The following is a 23,620-nucleotide window of genomic DNA, read 5'->3' on the forward strand; positions in this document are numbered from 1 at the left end:
AAAACAAACAGTACAATCACTATTCTTAATGTACTGTTTGTTGGATTAATGAACAATAGCTAATTCTTTGAATATTTTCTCTACGTATTGATCATCTTGCAATGGTTGTTGAACTTTTTGAATCCAAGTATCTTCGTCGAGCAACTGGTCTAGGTTTGAGTACATAGATTCAAAATCACTTCTTTTAAAGTCGAACCTACTGTCCTGAAATTCAAAAGTCAGCTGATTTATATTCTTGATTAAGGCAAATGCTGCAGTGGTATTATACAAAAGTGCTCTGTACGCAATGTTTTCTTCTTTTTGTCCGTATTCATTATCTCTATCAGTAGTGATGGTTGAATGAGCTGATTCATTTAAAGTAGTTGGATAATGAATTTCGACTCCTAATTCCTCTGGATAAAGCTGAAAAGTCATTTCATCTTGCGTCATGGGTAAACTTCTAAATAAATTGAATGTATTTGAATTGTCCCCAAGATAGTCACTTTCATACTCAGCAATATAATTAAAGTCTTGAGTCAATGGACTCAGTTGCTCTTGAGCATAACGCTCTTCTGCTTGATGTCTTTCAGGAAGAACCATTAACTGTATCCAACAGAAAACAGCGATTCCTGCTATAAATAATCCCAAGATCCAATAGTCTTTAATTTTCTTCATTTAGATATTCCTCACTTTCTTCCACCAGATTTGCAAGTCTGTTCATAGTAAGTGGAATGATGATTATAGCAAATGGTTTCAAGTAGCTTGTTGCTATTGTTGCAAACTCGTAAGGCCCATCGATTGTGACAGGTCGAGAAAACCATATATTGCTAGCAAAGTAGATTCCAGTCACACTAAGCAAGATAATGACAATAAATCCACCCCACAATTGCCATATAACTTTTTTAAGTTTTTGCATTCTCTTAATATTAAAGTTTTTAAACTTAGGGTTGCTTGATCTCGTTTTTCTTAGATACGAGAGATAAACGATCCCTATCAAAACTGTAAGGAGCATAAAAAAGAAACTCAGTAAACTATTTTCTGGAAATAAGGACAAAGGCAGTGTTCCAATCCAGATCAGCACAGTATATAAAGTTACTGATTGGAATAGAGTGGACAAAAGCACATTCATATCTATAACTTTATTTTCTTCTATAAGATGCTCTATAGAGTTCAAATAATTAATGGTATTTTTAACCGCTTCTTCTTCGCTATAACCTTCTAACTCTAAATCTTCTTTTCTGGCTAGTAGATTGGAGTATACTTCTTCTTTTAATTCTAAAATATATTTGCTCTTTTTATAAGGTTTAAATAATTTATCAATATGTCGTTCAATGGTCTTCATTTCTATGATGTCCCCTCTACTAATTGATCAATTAATGTCTTCGCAATTTTCCATTCTTTTAAAGCATTGATATAATACTGGTTACCTGCCTTGGTAACTTTGTAGTATTTTCTACGACCACCGTGTGTTTCATCTCCCCAGTATGATTCGATGTATGCTAGTTTTTCTAGTCGTTTTAGACTTGTATACAAAGAAGGTTCTTTAAGTTCATAATTACCATTACTAAGTATTTTTATACTTTTAATAATTTCGTATCCATAATTATCTTGTTCAAGAAGTATTCTTAAGATAATCGTATCGATATGTCCTCTAATGTAGTCTTTATTGATAGATTCACTCACTCCACCCGCTCCTTTATCTGAGTATATCACAATTACTATTTCACACATAGTACTTTTCCATCCATTGTAATGTTTGCTAAGTTTAATCCTACTTTCGACGTATATGAAATTTTAGTTCCGACTGCTATAATGATTGAGTTACAGATTTTAATGAAAAGGAATGAACAATTTGATTGAAGAACAAGCACCTTTAAACAAACTAGATGCGGCTGTCGTTAAGTATGATAGAACACACAGCTTAGTCATCGCTATTTTCTATGTACTCGGCTGTGCTAGTCTAATTGGGGTTATTCACTGGTTCGAATGGTCCAATGTTTTATCTATCATACTGATTTCACTGATAAGTATAACTTTTTGTATAGATTATTTTATTTTACCTTACATAAGATACAGATCCATTCGCTATGAAGTGCATCCTACTTATTTAGAGATACTGAAAGGAGTCTTTTTCAGGACAAGAGAGATTATTCCTATAGAAAGAATTCAACAAGTGCTTGTTGAAGACGGTCCTTTATCTAGAAGATATCAGGTACAAGTAGTCGAAATTCAAACTGCCGGTACAAGCCATACTGTTCCACTTTTACTTGAAAAAGATGCTCAAGCTTTAAAGATTCGTATTATGGATCTCATTAAGGAGGTCCATTCAGATGTATAATGAGCAAAGACTACATATAGGTATTCTAATCACTAAAGCCTTTAAGAGACTTACCACTTTATTTGTACCTTTGTTTATCTATACTTTAGTAAAACCTTCTGATGGAGCTTTTTTAGAGTCTCTTCTAATATCGGTAAGTGTACTGACCGTCGTCTTACTGTTTGGTTTAATAATCGATCTCATCAAGTATTTCAGAACATCCTACTCTATTCAGGATAACCGATTTATTCTAAAAACCGGTCTTGTGATAAGAAAAGAGAAAGATATTCAAATCAGTCGTATTCAAAGTATTGATACTTCTGAGAGTTTGATACATCGATTTTTAAAAATCACTAAAGTTACGATTCAAACTCCCGGAAAAAACATTTTGCTAGAAGCTATCTCAGATGAGCAACTTGATCAAATTAAAAGCCAAATCAACCGTTTAAATACTGATATCGATTCAAGCCTCGCTGATCCTGATACGCATACTAAAGAGTTATTTTCAAAATCAGATTTTTTGGAAATAACTACAAAAGACGCATTAATTTTTCAATTGTCAATCAAAGAAATTATTAAGATGGCTTTATTGAATACTTCTTTTATGCAAAGCCTTTTTTTATTTTTAACAGTCGGTAGCTTCTTATCCAATAATTTAGAGATCAGTTTATTTGACCAAGTAGAATCTCTCATTGTTCAAACATCTATTGCGCTTTTATTCTTAATCATTTTGAGTTTGATTCTCTTTGTTTACTTAACTAGAATCTGTTTGATGGTGATTAAACAATATCAGTTTAGTGTCTTTTTATCTGATAAACAGTTAACGATTAAACGAGGTCTGTTAGAGACAAACAGCCAAACGATTGTCCTAGAAAATGTTCAAAGTATTGAAGAACAACAGAACATTTTAATGAAATGTTTTGGGTATACAACACTTTCTTTATCAATTGCCACTGAAGATGAAGAAGAGGACGATTCAAGCGACAAAAATGATGAAGCTGGAAGTGGAAAAGTAATCCTTTTTCCACTCATTAAAACGGATCAATTAGCAATACTCGTTCAGTCTTGCTTCCCGGAATATGACTTCTTATCTGCGAAACTAATTACTCCAAAACGCTCTATTCGAAGATTTATCCAATTCAGAATGTTGTTCTGGATCGCTACCTCAGTAATCATCTCTGCGCTATTTTGGTCATACGCTTGGGTCATATGCGTTGTGTTTATTGTAATAAACCTATCATACGGTTACCGTTCTCAACAGTTGAATGGCTACGCGCTATCGCAAAATGAAATTACGTTACAAGTCGCTCAAAGATTTTCGATAAAAAAAACGTATATTCCAAAAAATAGAATTCTGAACTTTAAGTTCGCACAAAATCCTTTCTTGAAAAAAGCTAACCTTGCCAAAGTCGTACTTTTTTCCGCCCAAGGTCAATTATCACAAAATATAAAACTAAACTTTGTTGAAGAAGTAGATGCTTTTCAATTATTTGAATGGTTTAGATCAGAAAGAGGTGAACTTGGTGAATATGAATCAAACTAACCCTAATGTTATCCGTTATTGGAGAATAAAATCATTCATCCATTGTTCTTTCTTTTTAGCAGTTATCATTGTACTCTTCTTGATGAATCAATTTTTCAAATTTTTTACTGTGCCTGATTGGATCTTTGGATTAACAGGTATTCTGATTACCATACAATGGATATTTTTTATAGGCATTCGCCCTTCTTTTAAAGCAAAATACTGGCGCTATAGCCTGAACGAAGATCAGCTGATCATTTACAAGGGGTTATGGCGAAGAGAACAAATTACAATTCCTTTGTTACGCGTTCAAACTATTGAGTCAGATATCGGTCCTATAGCTAATTCTTTCGATCTTGCTGAAATCCGAGTGACTACCGCCTTTCAGACAAATTATTTGCCAGAATTAAAACAGGAAGAAGCCTTTGAAATTCAAGAAAGAATTCAAACAACCTTAAGCTAAAAAAACGTATTCGATTAGAGTAGTTTAAACTACTGCGAGATCGAATACGTTTTTTGTTTGATTCAATTAATTTCCCCAATAGGGATTATGAAACCCTATAAGATAGTGTACTGCTATATAGATAAAGAAAAGTAGTCCTAAAAAGATCATTATAAGTCTTGAAGCTTTACGGTATTCTTCTATTTCGATCCCAAAAACAATTAGCATTGTTGGTAAAAGATAATTCATCAATATTTCAGATGTTGGTGCGTTATACCAATTGTTGATTACTAGGCTAGCACCAATTAAAAAAACGATACTTATGTATAGTACTAGTCGAATCATTACAAGTGGATACTGGTTTTTAGTCATTGCTTTATTCCTCTACCTTTCTTAATTTAAATTGTACTTTATGACCACGTAGTAGGGTTGTTTACAACTTATATTACTACATTATTACCTTCAAGCATACAGGAAATATAATTATGGAATCCATCAAAACTTGTAGCTATTTTAATTTTGCTCCTTTTCGTGATCAGTTCGATCTTCCTAACTTCTTCTGAACTACTTACTATATGTTCTAGTGGAATCTCAATCGTTTGTAATGAACAATTGGACATCTTTTGTTTGCTTTTAACTTATATCTTTACCGGATATCCATAAGCTTTATCCCATGAAGATGGCTAATGGAATAAATAAGATCAGTAAAAATATATTGATTTTCTTAAGATTCATACTTAGTTTAGTTTCTTCTACTATTTTTTCTACCATTTTTTTATCTTCTCTTAACATGATATCTAATGAAATCTCATACAAATCACCTAGCGTCACTAACATATCTAAAGGAGGATAAGTTCGATTCACTTCCCAACTCGATACAGTGGATCTGGAAACATACAAAATTTCTGCTACTTGTTCTTGTGTATAGCCTTTATTAAGCCTACCCTCTTTTATCTTATCGCCAATTTTCATTTTCTATTTCCCCCTTTTCTATATTTATAGTATGACTTACGAGGGAGTTTTATTCTATATTAAAAACGTATCATTACGCGATATATCAAACGATACAATATGTAGCAAGCTGGTTTACTCTATATTTAGTATTTATTCTTGTAGTGCCAGATTGCTATGTATCTGAAAGAGAGTACAATAAGCATTAAAGTTAACGGATAACTATTATAAAAACTAATCGAAAACCCATCAGGTAGATTGGATAGTGTCTCCCAAGAAAATCGAGTAGCTACATGTCCAATACCTCTTAGAACAGCTGGAACAAAAAATGAGACAAAACTGATTCCAATAAACGTATTCAATGCCGCTTGGTCTGCCTTACCAATAATCATCCGCCATCTTTCATCTTCATTATTGTCCGCAGTATCCTTCGCTTCTTTCAAAGCCCCTACAAGTACAAAAAGAGCTAAACTTAACCCACCTACGATTTCTAATAATACAATCATTCTTTTTCCTCCTTTTTCATTGTAAAAACTTGATTAATATCTCTATCAAATACAGCAGCTATTTGAAAAGCGAGTTCAAGAGAAGGTGTATACTTATACTTTTCAATAGAAATAACCGCTTGTCTAGAAATCCCTACTTTTTCAGCTAAATCCGCCTGTGTCCATTTCATCTCAGCTCTTAAAACTTTAATTCGATTTTCAATCATTTCTTTTCCTACTTCCAAATGTAATCAAGTCATTACACTAATAGTAACTAAGTCGTTACATTTTGTCAATAGTTAGATACTTTTTTGAATACACTTTCAACTCCTGTATTTTACTGCTATAATTTAATCATCATAGTTAAGGAGTGAGCCTTTATGAACTTCAAACGATGTAGCTACTCGATATAGCTGAGTGTGATGGGCACTATATCGAGATAAATGATTCCTATCAACATCGGCTATATCGCCTCCATAATTTTAAATTTGAGGAGATAGAACGATGATAAATCTAGAAAAAATAAAAAAAGACTGGCTTAAAAGTGAAAAAAATCAGCAAAAATTTATTGGATGGGATTTTTCTTATTTAGAAGGTAAATCTGAAATGGACCCACTCCCTTGGGACTATAGTAAACTTGTTTTGAATTTACTTGGCTCTGAGATGAAGTTACTAGATATGGGTACTGGTGGTGGAGAGTTACTTGATTCATTGAATCATCCTCATCAGCTTACTTCAGTAACAGAAGGATGGGAAAAAAATTACGCTTTATTGTTACAAAAATTATTACCGTTAGGAGTTAATGTTAAGTTTGTCGGCGACGATGATTTCCTTGACTTCCCAGATGATTCTTTTGATATTATCATCAATTCACATGAATCCTTTCTAGTCAGCGAAGTCCAACGGGTACTCAAACCAGGTGGCTATTTTATTACTCAACAAGTCGGCGACATAAATGGGGTTTTACTAGCATCAAAACTCATTCCAGACTTTCAAAAGTTATCCTTTAATCTTCATTTATCTACGGTAGAAACTGAATTAAAAGAAACTGGTTTTAAGATACTTTATCAAAACGAATCTTATCCGAAACAAAAATTTTACGATATGGATGGGTTAATTTATTATGTGCGAACGATACCGTGGGAATTTCCTAATTTCACAGTAAATACCCACTTTGATCGTCTCGTAAATTTAAATGATGAATTAAAGAGAAATGGATTTGTTTTGAATCTTGAGCACCGATTCGTTATTGTAGCACAGTTAAATACTAAAAATATGTTAAATAATCTCAAATAATAAAAAAACTCCGTACCTCTCATTAAGAGACACGGAGTTTTTAGTTTATTTTGATAGCATCATAGTTATTATCCCATTAAGTTGGTATTCAGGTCCTTCTTTTCTAGCTGAATGAAGACGATTATCTGTATAAGTAGAAGCTCGCTCTACTTCAATATTCTCTGCCTTAAGCCCTGCTTCAAGTAAAATGGACAGATTTGCATCCAGCATACTCATCAAGTATTTCTCTCCCCTAGGTTCAAAAAAATCGTCTCGCGTCTTAAATTCTTTAAACGCTTCGTAAACTTCTGGCCCTACTTCATAATTTGCAAGGTCTATAGAAGGTCCTACATAGGCTAAAATATCTTCTTTATCGCACCCAAACTCTTCAACCATTCGTTCAATTGCTTTCAATGAAATCTGCTTCGTTGTACCTCTCCATCCAGAGTGAACACTTGCTTGAACTTTCTTGACTGGATCAAATAAAACGACTGGCGTACAATCAGCGAATTTTATGAGTAAGGCCACATCTGTTTGATCTGTAATCAATCCATCTGTATTTTTAAAGGTTTTTCCAAATACAAAAGCATCTCCATTCTTACCGTCTACATATTCGATATGCTCACTATGCGTTTGCTGACCGGAGTATATTTCTTTAGGCTTTATCGATAAGTCTCTAAGAACTTTTTCTAGATCCTCCACAACTCGATTTCCCGCTTTCTGGTATCTGAAGTTATAGTCACTACCTGCAACCTTGTTGATCAATCCATGCTCTTCTAACCGTTTAGATTTCATTCGATTCACTCCCATTCTTCTTACTCGATAACTCGTTTATTGTTTTTGTAGGCATAATGTACTAAATATTATATGATGGGTGCATAAGAAAACAGCAAATTCGCTGATTACACTATTTAAAGGAGACTTTATGGTTCATTTAATTACAGTATTTTTTATAGCACTTTTTATCATAGCATATATACAAGATCGCCGAAAAGTTTTAAACGGTTTTTTTCTGACACTCGCTTTAATCAGTGTAATGGGGTCCCTTGCTTATGAAACGGTTCAAAATCCTGGAACATTCATCACTTATATTTTCGTTTTTTTATTCGGTTTGATTGTTATCTTATTAGCCTTCGGAGGATTTGGTCTAATTATTTTTTCTTTTTTCAACACCATAAAAATCTATCAAAAGGAAGGTATTCGGCTTAAAAATTCTTTATTACTAGTCATTGGGATTGGCATACTCTTTTTAAATATTGCTAGAATTTTAAATCTAGATCAATACATTCCTACTCAACTGGACTTTTTATTTTCTTTTGCTAGTTTCTGTTTAGCCTACGTCGGTTTCTTTTTATTTATGTTTGCTGTTTCTTCGCTTCTTTATCAGATTTACTATCCTAAACTTGATAAAGATTACATCATTATATTAGGTAGCGGTTTGATTGATGGTTATAAAGTCCCCCCCTTACTACAAAGCAGAATCAAGAAAGGTCTCAATTTTTACCGAAAACAACTAGAGAAAAACAATAAAAAGGCGTATGTGATTTTCTCGGGTGGACAAGGTAAGGATGAACGTTTACCTGAAGCTGAAGCGATGGCAAAGTTTGCGAAAACACTTGGACTTGAAGAAGAACAGATTATTTTGGAAAGTCAGTCAAAAAACACTTATGAGAATATGAAGTTTTCTGCTGAAAAAATGACTTCTTCTAATAAAAAAGCTGTATTTGTAACTAATAACTATCACTTACTAAGAGCTGGTATTTATGCTAAAAGAGCCAATATAGATGCTGACGGCATAGGTGCACGAACGGCCTTTTATTATATTCCTAATGCATTTATTAGAGAATTTATTGCCTTTATGAATCTTTACCGAAAGTATCATCTGATTATTTTATCTATCGGCTTCGTCTTAAATATTATTTTAACGGCTTTGTACCTTTATCTCAATTAAACAAAAAACACGACAGACTCATTGAGTCCGTCGTGTTTTTTATATAGTTACTATTTAGACTTTTTTGATCTTTGTTTTTCATGATTCTTTTTCGGTCCAAAGTAAACCAAACCGAATATCAGAAATGCTGCTGTTACAATAATTGAAACAATCAAGAAAACCACTGGTCCAAATTGATAGATAAAGGGTAGTGATGCTGCAGTGACTAATCCACCACCCACAAAAGGTTCAAATAGAATCTGCTTGTATCCAAATCCTTCAAGTGCCGGTGTCTGATGTTTAGGATCCGCAACTTTCATTAAGAGTAAGCCTGTTGCAGTCATTCCCGTAGCTTGACCAAAGTCACCAAGGCCTCTTTCAAACCAGTTATCCGGAATCATACGCGGACCAAGATATAAAAAGGCAAACACATTCCATATGATTGCTACAATCGAAATTAATAGAAATGGAATAATGTTATCTCCAATAACATCTAATGACAAGGTTGCTAATGCAGATACCAGTAAGATATCTAGTGCAAATCCTGAAATCTTGCTAATCAAGTTCTGATCAATATACATATGAATGTTCATCTTATCGAAGAATAACTGAATCAGCATACCGCCAATCATGGCTAGTGGAAATAACGGCATATAAGGGAACAAGTAAACATCTGTCCAAGCCCCCCAAGTATAAGCTTCTAAAAGAATCAATCCTTGTTGTAAGAGATATCCGAATGCAATCGCAACGGCTATCAATGAAAAATGAAAAGCCAGTGGTTCGATAGCCTTCGCTTCTTTGACGGTAGGCTCCATATCGTACCCATAAGATTCCCCAAGCTGTTCACGCTCTTCGTCTGTAAAATCTGTATCGCCACCTACGTATTTTGCTGTCCCTCTTCTATATGCGATATTGATCAAAATAATACCGACTAGAACACCTACTAGAATCCCAATGGTTGCAAGCCCGAGTGCTAAATCAGCCCCTTCCGCGAATCCTAAGGTAGCAAAAGTATCTGCTAGACCAGCAGCCGTACCGTGTCCACCCACGAAACTAATTTCGATTAGTGCGCCAGCTAACGGGCTCATTCCAAAAAATGGTGTTAGAACGAATATCGTTAGTAGTAATCCTACAACATACTGTCCCCAAGAAACAGCCTGTCCCATAACAATTTGAGGTCCGGCTGTTTTCCATATTTTCTTAACGCTCGGTACAGTTTTACCTAAGAATAATGCCGCAAACACAATATTGATAAACATACCTGGGAGCGGTCGCCAGACTTCAAGAATAAATTCCGGAACCAATCCATTATAGAAAAAATTTCCTTCATCTAAAAACATCGAAGTCAGTCTTCCTAAAGCATCTGGTCCTAAAAGTAATGCAATAAATCCAGCTATAATTGAACTTGGTAAAAATAAATTACGTAACCACTTCGCATTGTTTCTAACATACTTTCCTAAAATCAGGAAAATTCCGATCATTACAAAGCTAAATCCGATCATATTTGGTGTCATAAATCTTCTCCTTCTTCCCAAGCCTATTTTTGGGCTATCTTACTAGTATACCGCCTTAAAGATAATCAAGCAATCACTCAAAGTATGATTACGCTTGCTCTTATTTCCACTATAAAGTACAGCTAATAAAATACAAAATGAAAGAAATCGAAACTAAAACGGACGATACTCAATCTACCTCTTATTAAGATTGCAAACGGTTACTCAATAAGGTAGTCTATTTTTGAGAAGACTATTCTAACGAAAAAGAGGTGAACCATGTCACCATCAGATATTAAAAAAATTGTGAATTCTCAGAAAATGTATGATGATACCCATGAAGATATTGAAAAAGCGCGACGAGAAGCAATCCTCTTATGTCGTCAGTACAATAAACTCGTCAACGATGAAAGTAACTATTACAACAGCATACTGGAAAACCTTTTTGGATCCATTGGTGAAAATGTTTTTATCGAATCCAATTTCAGGTGTGAATTTGGATTCAATATTTATATAGGCGATAACGTTTATATTAACCACGATATGATTATTTTAGATTGTAACGAAGTAAGAATCGGTCATGATGTCTACATTGGACCTAGGGTTGGAATCTACACAGGGAATCACGCTGAAGACCCAGTAGAACGTGCTGATGGCGGAGTCTATGCAAAACCAGTGACTATTGGAGACAAAGTTTGGCTTTGCGGAGATGTAAAAATCGCTCAAGATGTAACTATTGGAGAAAATTCTATCATTGGTATGGGTAGTGTCGTATTAAATGATATCCCTCCAAATGTACTCGCTGCTGGCAATCCATGTAGAGTGATCAGACCGATAAAAGAATCAGATATTAAATGGCGTAAATAAATTGAATTTAAAGGAGAATAGAATTGACTAGAATAGACTTAACACAATTTAGTTGGTTAAATGAAAGCCAAGCAAGATTTGAAAAAGATACTTTGATTATTGACGCCCCAGCTAAGACAGATTTCTTTTGCAATGAAGGATTCGTATCTGAAACAGGTGTAAGTCCAGATAACTTATCTAATGCACCTTTTTTGTACCAAGAAGTTGAAGGTGATTTTATAATGCACGTTGAGGTTTCTCATCCTTTTGCTGATTTGTATGATGCGGCTGTCCTCATGGTTATGGAAAATGAATCTTTATGGGCAAAAGCCTGTTTCGAGAACACAGACTTAGGTACCAAAGCAGTCGTCAGTGTCGTTACGAATCAAACTTCTGACGATGCGAATGGACCTACTATTGAACAAGATACCGTATGGCTGCAAGTTGCTAGAGTAGGACCTGCCTTTTCCTTTCATTACTCTTTAGATGGCAACCAGTTCGATATGATGAGAGTATTTAATTTACCTGTTTCTTCAATTGTGAAAGTTGGGCTAGTAGCACAAGCCCCCGATGGACAAGGTGGACCACGATTTTTCAAAAACTTTTTACTAGAAAAACGGACGGTCAAAAATCTTCGTGAGGGTAAGTAATTTAAAGTGCTCAAAAAAATCGCTTTGCCCATTTATTTGGGTGAAGCGATTTTCTTTATGTTTAAATTGGTATTAATTAAACCCATAAAAAAATAACATAAATGGATAGTATGCCATTATGCCTAAACCTGCTAATAACAGAGATGGTCCTGTGAGCGCAATATATTTAGTCGGCTTCGAAAAATGGTCTTGTTTCATGATCCATTGCCCAAATAACACTATAGCTGTCACTATGAGTGGAAGAAAAAGCAGAAGATATGAATACGCTAGTCCTTCAAAATAAAATCCCCTTGATATAGTCTCGTCAGAAAAGATGTCGTAAAAGAACATAGGAAATCCTATATAAAAAATAATAAAGCTGAAACTTACCAAAATTGAATAGATACGAAATATCATTTTGTACTTTGTGGAAACATGGAGACTAAAAGATATTATGATATGTATTATCACAATTACAATTGCTGCTTTAACATCCAACGGAAATAACATGTGCATGCTCCTCTATTCATATAGTTTTATTATAGCTTATATCTAGATAATAGTTTAGAAAAATATAAAGGTTTATATACTCCTAAATAAATTTATAAATACGATTTCATTTCACTTGAAGTTATGGTACTTTTATTCAAAGGAGTTGTTTGATTATGAGTGTAACGATCAAAAGAAGTGTTGGAGCATTCAGTGTGATGAGTAATATTTCAGTCAAGATGGACGATGTTGTTTTAGAAAAGCTTGCGCCTGGAGAATCTGTTACTTTTGAAATTCCCAAAGAACAAGAAACCATCAAAATCAGCACCGCTTTAACCAGTAAAATATTTACCGTGGAAGATGGGGAGACGTTTGATATTGTAAGATATAATCTCATGTGGGGATTAAGATATTTAATTTGTTTTGCTCTGATGATTACAGCCCTCATCCCTTTTTTTAATGATTTCTCAATGACTCGTTCAACTATCTACATGCAACTTTTCTTTATCATAGGGCTGACTATTTTTGATATGTTTGTACCAAAGTATTTGATTAAACGAACATCGGAGATGTCTGAAAAAGAGCAACATTGGAATAGTTATTAATAACGATGGAGGTAACTTAAATGAGTATTAAAATCCATAGAAATACTAAGAATTCGTCTTTCGTATTGAATCTTAAAATCGATAATCAACGTATCGAAAGCATCCGTTCAAACCAGATGCTTGAGCTCGATATCCCTGATCAAACCGCTACCATTGCACTCAAGCAATTTGCTGTTAGGAACAAATCTATTACTATCGAAGATGGAGATTCTATAGAAATTACAGTGAAATCCAGTTTTAACTATTATTATTGGACACTGATTATTGCCTTCACTTCTCTATTCTTTATTCTTAGTCCTAAATGGAAATTAGTTTTAGTTTTTCTATTGCTACTTGGATCTTTGATAGTAGGATTTTTTTATAGTTTTTATGAGTTGAAGATCATAAAAAAGCTTTGAAATGAATCATTCTATATTAAATTTTGGGAGGAAGTCTAAGTGAGTATTACAATACATAGAAACACCGGCCTCATGGGCTCAGGTGGATTAATGAAAATCAAGGTCAATGATCAAACAGAAAAGCTTAAGCTGGATGAACCGAACATTATCCACATAAAAGAAAATATAGCTACAATTGAATTAAAGGAATTGGGTACTCAAAGACAGATAGTCAATGTCAAAGACGGAGCTGCGCTAGAAATCAAGACAAGAAAATGGTACACACCTATGATTTTTTCTATCATTATATTGCTTGTCATAGCTAATTCTATATTAGGTGTCAGCAACTTTTGGAAATCCCTTCTAGTAATAATACCCGTTTTTTTCGTTACGAACTATTTTTTCCCACCCTACGAATTGTCCATTATTGAAGACTAACCCATACGCTGCTTTTATCTGTCCTATAATTGGAGGAATATAAATGATCAAACGTATCAAAAGTCATAAAGTGCTCAGCTTTCTCCTTTTTCTCATTCCGTTACTTTTAATTTGGATCATATGGGGCAACACGCATATTGAGACAAAATGGTATAAGTTAATTGATGATGAAGTGCCAAGCGATTTCGACAACTATACAATCGCTCAAGTATCTGATTTACATAATAAGGACTGGGGTAATAAACTTATCAGAGAATTGGAAGCGGCTTATCCAGATATCATTGTGGTAACTGGTGATCTGATTGATTCAAGAAATACCGATATTCCTGTTGCTGTTGAGTTTATTGAAAGAGCTGCTCAAATTGCGCCTGTCTATTTCGTTACGGGTAATCACGAAGCTAGAAGCAGTCAGTATGAAGAACTAATTGAGGCTATCAATCAAACCGTCATTCTTTTAGATAATCGAACGTTTACCTTATCTTCCGGAGTTAGTGAGCTGACTCTTTTAGGAATAGAAGATCCTTCATTTCCTGGAGCAGACCCAGAAAATGAGTTAGAAAGCCTCACAGAGGATGTTGAAGGATTTAAAATTCTTTTATCTCATCGCCCTGAACTGTTCGATTTATATGTCAAACAGGATATTGACCTAGTCTTCAGTGGTCATGCTCATGGCGGTCAGTTTAGACTTCCTTTTATTGGTGGTCTTATCGCACCCGATCAAGGACTTTTCCCAAAATATACAGAAGGTATTTACACTGAAGAAGATACGAATATGGTTGTTAGTAGAGGGCTTGGAAATAGCTTATTCCCTTTTAGGATCAACAATAAGCCCGAACTCATTTTTTTACGATTTTCAACAAGGTATTAACAAGACCTTTGAGGAGTGATCTTTTGAATTCAAAAATGCTTAAAAAAATCAGTTTGTTAAGCTATTTATTTCCTTATGTATTTCTATCAATGTATACAGATTTCGCTTTCGGAAGTATGTGGATGTATCTATTCATGCTAATCGCATTTATCGCTCTCAGTTTGTTTTTAACAAAAAACAATCAGCAAGAACTTATTGTTAAAGGAAATATCATTAGTTTCTGCTCTTCAGCTTTATTGATTTTTGCTAGTGGTTTGATAGAAAATCAATGGTATTTTAAACCATTTTCAGCAATAGGTCTTTTACTTTTTGTGACAATTATAATGATATTTTTTCAAATATTTTGCTTCAAACTCTATTCTAAGAAAAGAGTTTATCGATGAAATTTTTTATCGTTAGTGAACCAGGTCGCTCAGGTGGTTCGTTTAATGGGAATTGCCGTCTATTCATGACTTTAAGTGTGTTGTTCATGATGATCATTAACGATAAAGAGTCGCTAACTTTTACAATTGTTATTTAAATAGGGTTCAATGAAGGTATAGAGTATAGAAAGGATGAGTTCATGAGTGTTACCATCGTTAGAAAGACCGGTTTGTTGGGATCACCAGGATTTATGACCATTAAAATAGGTGGTCAACCCGATGAAAAAATTGCAGGTCCATCTTCTGAATTAGATTTGAATACTAATCAAACAGTCATTCGCGCAAAATTATTTGGATGTAAAAGTAATCTGCTACCTGTTAAAGACGGTCAAAAAGTAGAAATATCTACTCGTTTCTGGTCATTAATCAGTATTATTTTATTCGTCGTTCTCCTTAACTTGTCTAGGCAGATAGTCCCATCCGAATATCTATTTCTTTTCAATTTCGGGTTGCTTGCGACTTTTATTATCATAAACTTGGTGTTTCCTGTTTATCAATTGAAGTTGTTACCTGTCATTCCTCCAGAAAATTATTAAAAAAAGCCAGTAGACTCCTAAAAGGAATCTGCTGGTTTCTCTATAATATTGATGAGACTGCTTGTAATTTTTCGAGTAAAATCATTCTCTATCGCTTCATCCGTAGTTTGTACTACTGTAAATAGCAAATTTTTATAACTCAATGTGATCAGTTCAGATTTTTTATTTAACTCACTTAAACCCTCTGAAGAAAGATCACTACTGTAATATACCATATCATCTCCTATGAATTGTTCAGTGTATGCAATGATCACTTTAATTAATATCGATTTTTCTTCGTTTTCTAAGTAAAGCACTCTTTGTGTTGGATCTATTGCGCTATCGCGATTTCCATCTAGAGTTAATATGTCTCTTTTACCAAAAGTCATCGACTTATCTACAGCTGTAAAATGATTATTATTTTCGGTATGAGTTATGTCCATATCCTTTATCTTCAAATTTTTTAATATTCTTTTGTATAATTGTTCAAAGCTTTCGTAATCGAATTTTCTCTCCAAATCTTCTACTTCCGTATTTGCTTCTACTATTTCTTCCACTAACTCTGTTTTTGGTTCAACTTCTACGGATTCTTCAAGACTTGAACATCCGGCAATCAAAAACAACAGTAACAGACTCGACCATTTTATTTTCCTCACATAGTTTCCTCCACCCATCTTTTATTAATAAGATTATACTTGTTTATAGATATAATAGACATATATTTTTGTTACCGCTTTATTAAATGATTGAATAGAAAGAACCCTCATCAAATTTTCTGTCTGATAAGGGTTCTACTATTCTTTAAACTTTAAATAAACTCACTTTGCTTTGCAGTTCTTGTGCCATTTCTGCAAGGTCATTGGAGGCGGCTGTGATTTCTTCCATTGAGGCATTTTGTTCTTCTGTAGATGATGCAACATCTTCTACTTTAGTTGAAATTTCTTCAATTGCACCGGTTACTTCATTGATCATCGATTCTAGTTCTGATGAATGATTCGCAACAATGCTTCCTTCTTTTTCAGCGGAACTGGATTCTTGATTCAATCGGTTAATGTAATTGGTCAACTTTTCAAATACTTTTCCAGCCTCTTGCACACTTTCTTCCCCGTGAACAACTGCTTCATCTGCTTCCTTCATAGAAAGAGAAGATTTTGAAATGTTTCCTTGGATTTCGCTAATTATGGATTCGATCTGTTTTGTAGCGTTGGCAGATTTCTCCGCAAGATTTCTGATTTCCTCAGCTACTACCGCAAATCCTTTTCCTTGCTCACCTGCACGTGCTGCTTCAATCGCTGCGTTTAATGCTAGTAAGTTGGTTTGTTCTGAAATTTCGTTGATAAACGAAACGATTTTTTCTACTTCTAGAGATTGAGTGCTCAGTACATCTACATACGATGATGTCTGATCTGTTTTTTCTTTGATGGTATGCATATCTGAAACAGATTCTTGAATAATTGATTCACCATTTGTAACGTTTTGTTGAACAGATTCTACTGAAGTATGAATCACTTTAATCCGTTTAGACATATTCGCAATATTTTGAATAATATCTGAAATCGTCTGATTCACTTTACTCGTTTTTTCGGATTGAGTCATTGTAGTGTCTGCCATTGAATTCATTGATTCTGTAATCACTTCTGTCGCTTTTGAAGATTCAGAAGAACTCGCAAGCAATTCTTCTGACGAAGCAGCTACTGAATTGGCTTGCTCATCTACGTGATGTAACAAATTAGCGAGTTGTGATCTCATAATGTTGAAACTTTCTCCAATAAGACCAATTTCATCGTAATAAGTGACATTGACTTCCTTAGTAAAGTCTCCTTGACCACCTTGCTCCAATACAGTTGAAACTTCCGCAAATCGTCTTTTTAGTTGCTTATTGAATAGCGACAAGATAATGATGAATACGATAACTGCAAGCGTCATTACAATAAGTAGCACTGAAAAAATGGACCAAATTGACTCATTGATCATTTGTTGGGAAACACCAACAAACCACATACCTACCACGTTACCCGTAGCGTCATATATCGGCTCATAAGCAGTTTGGTTCTTTTCTCCGGCAACTACTGCCGTTCCAATATATGTTTCTTCATTCTCTAGAACTGCTGTGACCACTTCTTCTGAAGCGACTGTCCCGACTACACGCTGGCCATCTCTTTCGACCGTTGTCGCTACTCTTGAGTCTCCTAAAAAAAGTGTGGAAGGACCATTAGTGATCGCTGTGACTCTATCTACCATGTCATTGCTAACGGGCACTTGACCTTTGTATAATTCCCCGCTCACAACATTCCAGTCCCCCGGATACCAGTAATCTAATACCTCTTCCGTCAACTTCAAATCTGTCTGAGCTTTTTCACTAGTCATTTCCTCAATCGTTTCAGTCGTTTTAACATAAATCGTCAACCCTAGACTGATAAATACTACTGCAAATAATACTGCAATAATGATACTCATTTGGCTTGTTAATTTAAGACCTTTCTTCTTCAATACACATTCCCTCATCTTTTCTTATTTTTGTACTCTCCTATCTATTGTTATCGGAACAACTTCAGTTTATTTAAAGTAAGTTTAAAAAAAGCTTCTACCAATGGTTTAACCCCATTCGGTAGAAGCTCTTTATCATACATTTTACAAAATCAAATTCACATATGTTTTTCTCTGAAAGCTGCTCGGTCTTCTCTCTCTTTTTTTGTGCGCTGTAGCTTGAGTTTCGCTAGATATTCTACTACCTCTTTGGGTTTACGAATATCAAATAGCTCAACTGGTTCTGGACCTCTCATCGTTTCTCTTTCAATATACAATTGACCCTTTTCATTAACTTTTTCTTTCCATCTCACCAAGCGAACCATCCCTTCCGAAAGTTCGATTGCCGTAATACTTGCAGGATAGATACCACAGCCGGTATTGAAATAGGGACGATCATTATTTTTAGGAAACTTGAATCGATGAGTATGACCACAAATTAACATTTTCCTATTCTTTTGGATCCATTTACTATAATTCCGTTCAATCTTGTGTCGTTTATTGACATTTTTGATAGGACTTGCCGGGTTTCTAATTCCAAAACGGTGCAAGAAACGCCAGAAATATTTCAGTGATAGCATGGTGAAAAACCAGAACTGATCATTTGGTGCATCCCCTTGATGGCCATGTAATACAAATATTTCCTGACTCGTTTGACGATGCTTGAGAACAAGGGCCTCTATCGGCTCTAGTCCTTTCATAAAATCAAAATATTCTTCTGTATACTCATCATAATTAACATAAAAATTCTTTTCTACATACTTTTTATTTCTTAAAAAGAGGTCATGGTTTCCGTAAATTCGAATATAACGATCATCGTCATAATACTTTTTGATTGTTTCATATACACCGACGTAGGCATTCTTGATATGTTCAAACTCAGAATACTCTAAAAGTTCTTCGCCATCACCTACTTCTACAAATGTATACTCACTCTCATAATATTCGTTCAGTGCATGCGTAAACAAGTTCTGACTTCTCAGAAATTCATCAGACACACTACCATCGCCTCGATGGGCATCACTCATAAAGACGATACGAGAGTGATCGTCAAAATACAGTTGTTTTGCATTCTGATAAGCTTCTGTCAATCTTTTGTCTGTAAACATCTTATTATTCTCCTATTAAACCATATTTCTCTTATCCCTAGTATACGGTATGCAGGTTAAAATAATAAAGTAATTGCTCGTAAGAATTCAAAACAGATATATAAAGAATGGATTTGCAAAAAAAAAATCACCAACGACTGTTCTATCGTTAGTGATTTCTCATGATTATTCAAAGTTTGCTTTGATTTTAGATAGCGTTTCTTTGAACTGTGCAAGTTCCGCTTCACTGATTCCTTGAGTAATAGTTTCTTCAAGTTTTTCGACATACGGTCTAAATGCATTGATCTGTTCAATTGCTTTATCTGTTAAAACAATCTCTTTGAGGCGCTTGTCTGTCTGGGTACCTTTTTTTTCTTCAATATAGCCATTATTTTTCAGGCGTTTAACTAAGTTACTTGTTGTAGATTTACGAATAGAGAATTCTTTTTCGATATCTTTTTGAAAGATAGGTTTATGTTGATTTTCGTACAAGAAACTCAACGTCCATGCCTGCATTCGATGCATTTCTTCAAAATTCTTACCGGCTTTTTCCTTTTCGATATAGCGTACAAATAAGATCGATAACTCTCTCAATTCATATCCAATCGTACCATGAGGGTCCATTTTCATTCATCCTCTCTTAACCATGTCACCGATGTGTTGAAGGTTAAATCGATTTAAAGGATCATTTTTCAAATTGACTGTTATAAAGATCAGAGTAGAATCCTTGAGCTTGCATCAACGCTTCGTGGTTACCACTTTCGATAATGGCACCGTCTTTCATTACAAGAATGGTATCTGCATTTTGGATCGTAGATAGACGGTGAGCAATTACAAATGACGTTCTACCTTCCATCAATTTATCCATCGCTGCTTGAATCAATTCTTCTGTTCTCGTATCGACTGAACTGGTTGCTTCATCTAGAATCAACATTGGAGAATCTTTCAGTAACGCTCGAGCAATCGTCATCAATTGTTTTTGACCAACGGAAAGTGAAACGGTATCGTTCAAAACAGTGTCGTAACCTTCAGGAAGTGTTTTAATAAAATGATCAACACCGACAGCTTTACAAGCATCTATAACTTGTTGGTCTGTAATGTTTTTCTGGTTGTAAATCAAGTTTTCTCTAACCGTTCCTTCGAATAACCAAGTATCTTGTAAGACCATACAGAATTGATCATGGATTTCTTCACGCGTCATTTCTGCAATATCTTTTTGATCGATCAAAATTCTACCTTCTGTTACTTCATAGAATTTCATCAATAAGTTAACGATTGTTGTTTTACCGGCTCCGGTAGGTCCAACGATGGCAATTTTTTGGCCTGGCAGTGCTTCTGTAGAAAAATCATCAATAATTGTTTTCGTTGGATCATAGCCAAAGCTCACATGGTCAAACGCTACGTGTCCTGTAGTTTTACCTGTGATTTTTTGTGTTTTAGCTGTTTCATCTTGCATCTCGTCTTCGTTCAAGAATTCAAATACTCGACCCATTGCGGCATTCGCTTGTTGTAGGCCTGTGAAAGCTTGCGCCATTTGACCAAGTGGTTGAGAAAACAGTCTAACGTATACAGTGAAGGCTACAATCACACCAAAAGTGATCGATCCGTTGATGACTAAAATCGCCCCAACGATACACACGACAACATAACCAAAGTTTCCGATGAATCCCATTAGAGGCTGCATCATACCTGAAAGAAATTGCGCTTTCCAGACACTTGTATAAAGATCTGCATTCATTTCTTCAAAATCTTCAACGGATTGATCTTTTGCATTATAAGAATAAATCGTATTATGTCCAGTATACGCTTCTTCAACAAATCCATTTACCTTAGCCAATTTACTTTGCTGACCTTTGAAGTGAATCTGAGATTTTTTGATCAAAAATGTCAAAATGACGAAACCAAGTAATACTGAAGCAATCGCTGAGAAACTCATGATCAGATCTGTTTTCAACATCATAAACAAACATCCGATAAACAAAACAACTGAACTAACGAGTGTCCCAAGACTTTGATTCAATGACTGTCCAACTGTATCCAAGTCATTAGTGACGCGACTTAAAATATCTCCTTGGCTGTTTGAGTCAAAATATTTAAGTGGTAATTTGTTGATTTTGATAGAGATTTCTTCTCTTAAACGTTTAGAGAATTTTTGAGTAATGGTTGCTACGATAAAGCCTTGCCCATAGGTTAAGGAACTACCGATCAAATATAATGTCACTAATGTAAGTGCAATACGGTTGATTTGGGCAATATCAATCTGAGTTCCAATACCTTGGACAACGATATCTGTGATTTCGCTTAAGCGGTCAGGACCAATAATGATCGTGACGCTTCCGAATGCTGCAAAGATGATAGACAACAAGAATAGAATCTTGTATTGTCCAGCATAGATGTTTACATTCGCTAGTATTTCTTTGAAAGTATAATTTTTAGCATTTTTTGTATTATCCATTATTCAGTTCCTCCTTGGAAAGTTGAGAATAGGCAATCTCTTGATACACTTGATTACTTTCCAACAGTTCTTTATGTGTTCCTTGACCGACGACTCTTCCTTCATCCAAAACAAGAATCTGATCTGCATCCATAATCGTGCTGATTCTTTGGGCAACAATGAGTTTAGTCGTACCGGCCATTTGTTCAGACAGATTATGTCTAAGTTTTCTATCCGTCTTGTAATCCAGCGCTGAGAATGAATCATCAAATATAAGAATTTCAGCTTTTCTAGCAATTGCACGAGCAATAGACAACCGTTGTTTTTGTCCACCAGAGAAGTTACTTCCGGCTTGTGAAACACGACTTTCTAATCGGTCCTCTTTGCTAAGGACAAATTCTTTTGCTTCTGCGAGTTCTAATGCTTTATAAATTTCTGAATCGTCTTCTGGCAATTTAGAACTATGACCAAAATTCATATTCGAACGAATCGTTCCACTGAACAAGAATGGATTTTGCGGAATATATGCGATTTTCTCATTCAAGTCTTGATGACTGTATGATTTGATATCTTGTCCATCAATCAAGATTTGACCTTCTGTTACGTCGTAGAATCTTGGGATCAAGCCAATGATCGTACTTTTACCACTACCCGTTGAACCGATAAAAGCAACCGTATCCCCCGCATTAGCGGTAAAGTTGATGTCACTAATCACAGGTTCTGAAGCATTTGGATAAGCAAAGGTCACGTCTTTGAATGCGACTGTTCCTTTTCCATCTGCTGGTTGTTCACTCTCTCTAGCAAACTTGATTGTCGATTCCAATTCTAGAACTTCGTTGATTCGTTTTGCTGAAACCAGTGCTCTTGGTAAAATCAAGAAAACAATTGTCATTAACATAAATCCTAAAACGACTTGGAAGGCATAAGAAGAAAATACGACCATATCGCTAAATAAGGTAATTCTTTCTTCCAGTCCTGCTGCATCAATCAGATGTGCACCGATCCAGTAAACTGATAAAGCTAGTCCATTTGAAATGATTGACATTCCCGGATTCATAATGGCTAACATTCTACTCGTAAATAGGTTCACGTTTGTCAGTTCTTCATTAGCGTCTAATGATTTACCATTCTGGTAATCTTCAGCGTTGTAGGCTCTAACTACACGAATTCCTTGTAAGTTTTCACGAGTCAAGCTATTCAATCTATCTGTCAAAGATTGGATTTTTGAAAATTTTGGTTGAACGAAGATGAGAATTGTACTCAACATGATAAGTAGCGCAAGTACCGCTACACCTGTTGCTGCAGTCCATTGCCAGTTTTTGTCCGCAATTTTCGTAATGGCCCAAATAGCTGTAATGGGGCCTTTTATCACTACTTGTAATCCAACTGCAATAACCAATTGAATTTGAGTAATATCGTTAGTCGTTCTTGTAATCAAACTTGGAACTGAAAACTGTTTGATTTCTCCGGGCGTGTAATCCATGACACTGTTGAAGACTTGTCCACGGATTCTTTGCGTTACACCTGCTGCTACTTTTGAGGCAATATATCCCACAATGATCGATGCCACTAAACTTAGTAAAGAAAGTGTGACCATGATGGATCCAGGTGAGAAAATATCAGAAACCGTTGTTCCTGGAGTTTGTAATCTTGTAGTGATATCAGCTAAGTAATCAGGAATTTTCAATTCCAGCCATACTTGAACCATAATAAAAAGAATACTGAGAATAATCCCGATTCTCTCTTTTGTATTTGCTTTTCTTAATAATTTAACCATAATGTCCTCCGTTTAATAAGCGAGCTATTTTTACGTTTAAATGGTTACTTCGAAAAGTAATCATCTCTTAGTATCCTTTCTCAATCTTCAACGTTTTATTCTACCCACTCAAATATAGTTACCGTGCTAACTATATTATACTTACTATTAGTAAATGTCAACGAGAAAATCATGAATTTTCTGTGCCCTAGACTCTATGAAATCCTTTTCGT

General features: G+C 34.9%; 29 protein-coding genes. 14 read left to right on the forward strand and 15 right to left on the reverse strand.

Annotated elements, in window-relative coordinates:
* Window positions 1–45: 45 nt before the first annotated feature.
* From ACFP65_RS07645 to ACFP65_RS07655, 3 genes are read right to left on the reverse strand one after another with little or no spacing between them, the layout of a single operon-like run.
* Window positions 46–654, reverse strand: a complete 609-nt coding sequence (locus ACFP65_RS07645; RefSeq protein WP_379917360.1) for a DUF4825 domain-containing protein — start codon at window positions 652–654, stop codon at window positions 46–48.
* Entirely contained in the window at window positions 641–1,321 is a 681-nt protein-coding gene (locus ACFP65_RS07650; protein WP_379917362.1) for a hypothetical protein, read from the reverse strand. The genes ACFP65_RS07645 and ACFP65_RS07650 overlap by 14 nt, the downstream gene beginning before the upstream one ends.
* Window positions 1,322–1,323: 2 nt before the next feature.
* The gene (locus ACFP65_RS07655) at window positions 1,324–1,662 is read right to left on the reverse strand and encodes a PadR family transcriptional regulator (protein WP_379917364.1); all 339 of its coding nucleotides are present in this window, start codon (window positions 1,660–1,662) and stop codon (window positions 1,324–1,326) included.
* A gap of 169 nt (window positions 1,663–1,831) precedes the next feature.
* On the opposite strand from ACFP65_RS07655, the gene ACFP65_RS07660 reads away from it, so the two are divergent.
* Genes ACFP65_RS07660 through ACFP65_RS07670 form a run of 3 tightly spaced genes read left to right on the forward strand, consistent with a single transcriptional unit; the run spans window position 1,832 to window position 4,281 of the window.
* Complete coding sequence (locus ACFP65_RS07660) at window positions 1,832–2,317, forward strand: PH domain-containing protein (RefSeq protein WP_379917366.1); 486 nt, start codon at window positions 1,832–1,834, stop codon at window positions 2,315–2,317.
* Complete coding sequence (locus ACFP65_RS07665; protein WP_379917368.1) at window positions 2,310–3,839, forward strand: PH domain-containing protein; 1,530 nt, start codon at window positions 2,310–2,312, stop codon at window positions 3,837–3,839. Before ACFP65_RS07660 ends, ACFP65_RS07665 begins: the two co-directional genes overlap by 8 nt.
* Window positions 3,826–4,281 carry a PH domain-containing protein gene (locus tag ACFP65_RS07670; RefSeq protein WP_379917839.1) on the forward strand — a complete coding sequence of 152 codons (456 nt, stop codon included), beginning with the start codon at window positions 3,826–3,828 and terminating at the stop codon, window positions 4,279–4,281. The genes ACFP65_RS07665 and ACFP65_RS07670 overlap by 14 nt, the downstream gene beginning before the upstream one ends.
* 66 nt (window positions 4,282–4,347) lie before the next feature.
* Here ACFP65_RS07670 and ACFP65_RS07675 read toward each other — a convergent pair whose 3' ends face one another.
* The 4 genes from ACFP65_RS07675 to ACFP65_RS07690 form a co-directional block, all read right to left on the reverse strand.
* The gene (locus ACFP65_RS07675) at window positions 4,348–4,632 is read right to left on the reverse strand and encodes a hypothetical protein (RefSeq protein ID WP_379917370.1); all 285 of its coding nucleotides are present in this window, start codon (window positions 4,630–4,632) and stop codon (window positions 4,348–4,350) included.
* Window positions 4,633–4,926: 294 nt separating this feature from the next.
* Entirely contained in the window at window positions 4,927–5,232 is a 306-nt protein-coding gene (locus tag ACFP65_RS07680; RefSeq protein WP_379917372.1) for a helix-turn-helix domain-containing protein, read from the reverse strand.
* Between the two features lie 125 nt (window positions 5,233–5,357).
* Window positions 5,358–5,717, reverse strand: coding sequence for a hypothetical protein (locus ACFP65_RS07685; RefSeq protein WP_379917374.1), 360 nt, complete (start codon window positions 5,715–5,717; stop codon window positions 5,358–5,360).
* The gene (locus ACFP65_RS07690) at window positions 5,714–5,923 is read right to left on the reverse strand and encodes a helix-turn-helix transcriptional regulator (RefSeq protein WP_379917376.1); all 210 of its coding nucleotides are present in this window, start codon (window positions 5,921–5,923) and stop codon (window positions 5,714–5,716) included. The genes ACFP65_RS07685 and ACFP65_RS07690 overlap by 4 nt, the downstream gene beginning before the upstream one ends.
* A gap of 277 nt (window positions 5,924–6,200) precedes the next feature.
* Here ACFP65_RS07690 and ACFP65_RS07695 point away from each other — a divergent pair, with 277 nt between their 5' ends.
* A complete protein-coding gene (locus ACFP65_RS07695) occupies window positions 6,201–6,992 on the forward strand; it encodes a methyltransferase domain-containing protein (protein ID WP_379917378.1) in 792 nt (263 codons plus the stop codon).
* Window positions 6,993–7,037: 45 nt separating this feature from the next.
* Here ACFP65_RS07695 and pgeF read toward each other — a convergent pair whose 3' ends face one another.
* The gene (gene pgeF / locus ACFP65_RS07700; RefSeq protein ID WP_379917380.1) at window positions 7,038–7,766 is read right to left on the reverse strand and encodes a peptidoglycan editing factor PgeF; all 729 of its coding nucleotides are present in this window, start codon (window positions 7,764–7,766) and stop codon (window positions 7,038–7,040) included.
* Between the two features lie 130 nt (window positions 7,767–7,896).
* On the opposite strand from pgeF, the gene ACFP65_RS07705 reads away from it, so the two are divergent.
* Window positions 7,897–8,922 carry a YdcF family protein gene (locus ACFP65_RS07705; RefSeq protein ID WP_379917382.1) on the forward strand — a complete coding sequence of 342 codons (1,026 nt, stop codon included), beginning with the start codon at window positions 7,897–7,899 and terminating at the stop codon, window positions 8,920–8,922.
* Window positions 8,923–8,972: 50 nt separating this feature from the next.
* Here the strand turns inward: ACFP65_RS07705 and ACFP65_RS07710 are convergent, their stop codons facing one another.
* On the reverse strand, window positions 8,973–10,415 hold the full coding sequence (locus tag ACFP65_RS07710) for a sodium/glutamate symporter (protein WP_379917384.1): 1,443 nt from the start codon (window positions 10,413–10,415) through the stop codon (window positions 8,973–8,975).
* 258 nt (window positions 10,416–10,673) lie between these two features.
* On the opposite strand from ACFP65_RS07710, the gene ACFP65_RS07715 reads away from it, so the two are divergent.
* The 9 genes from ACFP65_RS07715 to ACFP65_RS07755 all read left to right on the forward strand — a co-directional run bounded on the left by ACFP65_RS07715 (window position 10,674) and on the right by ACFP65_RS07755 (window position 15,604).
* Window positions 10,674–11,261, forward strand: a complete 588-nt coding sequence (locus tag ACFP65_RS07715; protein ID WP_379917386.1) for a sugar O-acetyltransferase — start codon at window positions 10,674–10,676, stop codon at window positions 11,259–11,261.
* Window positions 11,262–11,284: 23 nt separating this feature from the next.
* A complete protein-coding gene (locus ACFP65_RS07720) occupies window positions 11,285–11,890 on the forward strand; it encodes a DUF1349 domain-containing protein (protein WP_379917388.1) in 606 nt (201 codons plus the stop codon).
* Window positions 11,891–12,534: 644 nt separating this feature from the next.
* Window positions 12,535–12,963 (forward strand): hypothetical protein, encoded by a 429-nt coding sequence (locus tag ACFP65_RS07725; protein ID WP_379917390.1) that lies wholly within the window; start codon window positions 12,535–12,537, stop codon window positions 12,961–12,963.
* A gap of 20 nt (window positions 12,964–12,983) precedes the next feature.
* Window positions 12,984–13,361, forward strand: a complete 378-nt coding sequence (locus ACFP65_RS07730; protein WP_379917392.1) for a hypothetical protein — start codon at window positions 12,984–12,986, stop codon at window positions 13,359–13,361.
* A 39-nt stretch (window positions 13,362–13,400) separates the two neighbouring features.
* Window positions 13,401–13,778, forward strand: coding sequence for a hypothetical protein (locus ACFP65_RS07735; protein ID WP_379917394.1), 378 nt, complete (start codon window positions 13,401–13,403; stop codon window positions 13,776–13,778).
* A gap of 43 nt (window positions 13,779–13,821) precedes the next feature.
* The gene (locus ACFP65_RS07740; protein ID WP_379917396.1) at window positions 13,822–14,646 is read left to right on the forward strand and encodes a metallophosphoesterase; all 825 of its coding nucleotides are present in this window, start codon (window positions 13,822–13,824) and stop codon (window positions 14,644–14,646) included.
* 23 nt (window positions 14,647–14,669) lie between these two features.
* Window positions 14,670–15,029: a hypothetical protein gene (locus tag ACFP65_RS07745; RefSeq protein ID WP_379917398.1), complete on the forward strand. Its 360-nt coding sequence runs from the start codon at window positions 14,670–14,672 to the stop codon at window positions 15,027–15,029.
* Window positions 15,026–15,166, forward strand: a complete 141-nt coding sequence (locus ACFP65_RS07750; RefSeq protein WP_379917402.1) for a hypothetical protein — start codon at window positions 15,026–15,028, stop codon at window positions 15,164–15,166. Before ACFP65_RS07745 ends, ACFP65_RS07750 begins: the two co-directional genes overlap by 4 nt.
* 42 nt (window positions 15,167–15,208) lie before the next feature.
* Window positions 15,209–15,604, forward strand: coding sequence for a hypothetical protein (locus ACFP65_RS07755; protein ID WP_379917404.1), 396 nt, complete (start codon window positions 15,209–15,211; stop codon window positions 15,602–15,604).
* 17 nt (window positions 15,605–15,621) lie between these two features.
* Here the strand turns inward: ACFP65_RS07755 and ACFP65_RS07760 are convergent, their stop codons facing one another.
* The 6 genes from ACFP65_RS07760 to ACFP65_RS07785 all read right to left on the reverse strand — a co-directional run bounded on the left by ACFP65_RS07760 (window position 15,622) and on the right by ACFP65_RS07785 (window position 23,408).
* Window positions 15,622–16,239, reverse strand: coding sequence for a hypothetical protein (locus ACFP65_RS07760; protein WP_379917406.1), 618 nt, complete (start codon window positions 16,237–16,239; stop codon window positions 15,622–15,624).
* A 145-nt stretch (window positions 16,240–16,384) separates the two neighbouring features.
* Window positions 16,385–18,073 (reverse strand): methyl-accepting chemotaxis protein, encoded by a 1,689-nt coding sequence (locus tag ACFP65_RS07765; protein ID WP_379917408.1) that lies wholly within the window; start codon window positions 18,071–18,073, stop codon window positions 16,385–16,387.
* A gap of 155 nt (window positions 18,074–18,228) precedes the next feature.
* Window positions 18,229–19,218 carry a metallophosphoesterase gene (locus ACFP65_RS07770; protein ID WP_379917410.1) on the reverse strand — a complete coding sequence of 330 codons (990 nt, stop codon included), beginning with the start codon at window positions 19,216–19,218 and terminating at the stop codon, window positions 18,229–18,231.
* Window positions 19,219–19,383: 165 nt separating this feature from the next.
* Window positions 19,384–19,821, reverse strand: a complete 438-nt coding sequence (locus ACFP65_RS07775) for a MarR family winged helix-turn-helix transcriptional regulator (protein WP_379917412.1) — start codon at window positions 19,819–19,821, stop codon at window positions 19,384–19,386.
* A 61-nt stretch (window positions 19,822–19,882) separates the two neighbouring features.
* The gene (locus tag ACFP65_RS07780) at window positions 19,883–21,652 is read right to left on the reverse strand and encodes an ABC transporter ATP-binding protein (protein ID WP_379917414.1); all 1,770 of its coding nucleotides are present in this window, start codon (window positions 21,650–21,652) and stop codon (window positions 19,883–19,885) included.
* Window positions 21,645–23,408 (reverse strand): ABC transporter ATP-binding protein, encoded by a 1,764-nt coding sequence (locus ACFP65_RS07785; protein ID WP_379917416.1) that lies wholly within the window; start codon window positions 23,406–23,408, stop codon window positions 21,645–21,647. Before ACFP65_RS07785 ends, ACFP65_RS07780 begins: the two co-directional genes overlap by 8 nt.
* Between the last annotated feature and the right edge of the window lie 212 nt (window positions 23,409–23,620).

It is taken from the genome of Marinilactibacillus sp. GCM10026970, assembly GCF_042660675.1.
Lineage (GTDB): Bacteria > Bacillota > Bacilli > Lactobacillales > Carnobacteriaceae_A > Marinilactibacillus.

Excerpts from the sequence above, each read along its gene's own strand:
- ACFP65_RS07645 (WP_379917360.1), bottom strand. The coding sequence starts at position 654 with ATGAAGAAAATTAAAGACTATTGGATCTTGGGATTATTTATAGCAGGA.
- ACFP65_RS07650 (WP_379917362.1), bottom strand. The coding sequence starts at position 1,321 with ATGAAGACCATTGAACGACATATTGATAAATTATTTAAACCTTATAAA.
- ACFP65_RS07665 (WP_379917368.1), top strand. The coding sequence starts at position 2,310 with ATGTATAATGAGCAAAGACTACATATAGGTATTCTAATCACTAAAGCC.
- ACFP65_RS07670 (WP_379917839.1), top strand. The coding sequence starts at position 3,826 with ATGAATCAAACTAACCCTAATGTTATCCGTTATTGGAGAATAAAATCA.
- ACFP65_RS07675 (WP_379917370.1), bottom strand. The coding sequence starts at position 4,632 with ATGACTAAAAACCAGTATCCACTTGTAATGATTCGACTAGTACTATAC.
- ACFP65_RS07680 (WP_379917372.1), bottom strand. The coding sequence starts at position 5,232 with ATGAAAATTGGCGATAAGATAAAAGAGGGTAGGCTTAATAAAGGCTAT.
- ACFP65_RS07685 (WP_379917374.1), bottom strand. The coding sequence starts at position 5,717 with ATGATTGTATTATTAGAAATCGTAGGTGGGTTAAGTTTAGCTCTTTTT.
- ACFP65_RS07690 (WP_379917376.1), bottom strand. The coding sequence starts at position 5,923 with ATGATTGAAAATCGAATTAAAGTTTTAAGAGCTGAGATGAAATGGACA.
- ACFP65_RS07695 (WP_379917378.1), top strand. The coding sequence starts at position 6,201 with ATGATAAATCTAGAAAAAATAAAAAAAGACTGGCTTAAAAGTGAAAAA.
- pgeF (WP_379917380.1), bottom strand. The coding sequence starts at position 7,766 with ATGAAATCTAAACGGTTAGAAGAGCATGGATTGATCAACAAGGTTGCA.
- ACFP65_RS07705 (WP_379917382.1), top strand. The coding sequence starts at position 7,897 with ATGGTTCATTTAATTACAGTATTTTTTATAGCACTTTTTATCATAGCA.
- ACFP65_RS07710 (WP_379917384.1), bottom strand. The coding sequence starts at position 10,415 with ATGACACCAAATATGATCGGATTTAGCTTTGTAATGATCGGAATTTTC.
- ACFP65_RS07715 (WP_379917386.1), top strand. The coding sequence starts at position 10,674 with ATGTCACCATCAGATATTAAAAAAATTGTGAATTCTCAGAAAATGTAT.
- ACFP65_RS07725 (WP_379917390.1), top strand. The coding sequence starts at position 12,535 with ATGAGTGTAACGATCAAAAGAAGTGTTGGAGCATTCAGTGTGATGAGT.
- ACFP65_RS07730 (WP_379917392.1), top strand. The coding sequence starts at position 12,984 with ATGAGTATTAAAATCCATAGAAATACTAAGAATTCGTCTTTCGTATTG.
- ACFP65_RS07740 (WP_379917396.1), top strand. The coding sequence starts at position 13,822 with ATGATCAAACGTATCAAAAGTCATAAAGTGCTCAGCTTTCTCCTTTTT.
- ACFP65_RS07750 (WP_379917402.1), top strand. The coding sequence starts at position 15,026 with ATGAAATTTTTTATCGTTAGTGAACCAGGTCGCTCAGGTGGTTCGTTT.
- ACFP65_RS07755 (WP_379917404.1), top strand. The coding sequence starts at position 15,209 with ATGAGTGTTACCATCGTTAGAAAGACCGGTTTGTTGGGATCACCAGGA.
- ACFP65_RS07770 (WP_379917410.1), bottom strand. The coding sequence starts at position 19,218 with ATGTTTACAGACAAAAGATTGACAGAAGCTTATCAGAATGCAAAACAA.
- ACFP65_RS07775 (WP_379917412.1), bottom strand. The coding sequence starts at position 19,821 with ATGGACCCTCATGGTACGATTGGATATGAATTGAGAGAGTTATCGATC.
- ACFP65_RS07780 (WP_379917414.1), bottom strand. The coding sequence starts at position 21,652 with ATGGATAATACAAAAAATGCTAAAAATTATACTTTCAAAGAAATACTA.
- ACFP65_RS07785 (WP_379917416.1), bottom strand. The coding sequence starts at position 23,408 with ATGGTTAAATTATTAAGAAAAGCAAATACAAAAGAGAGAATCGGGATT.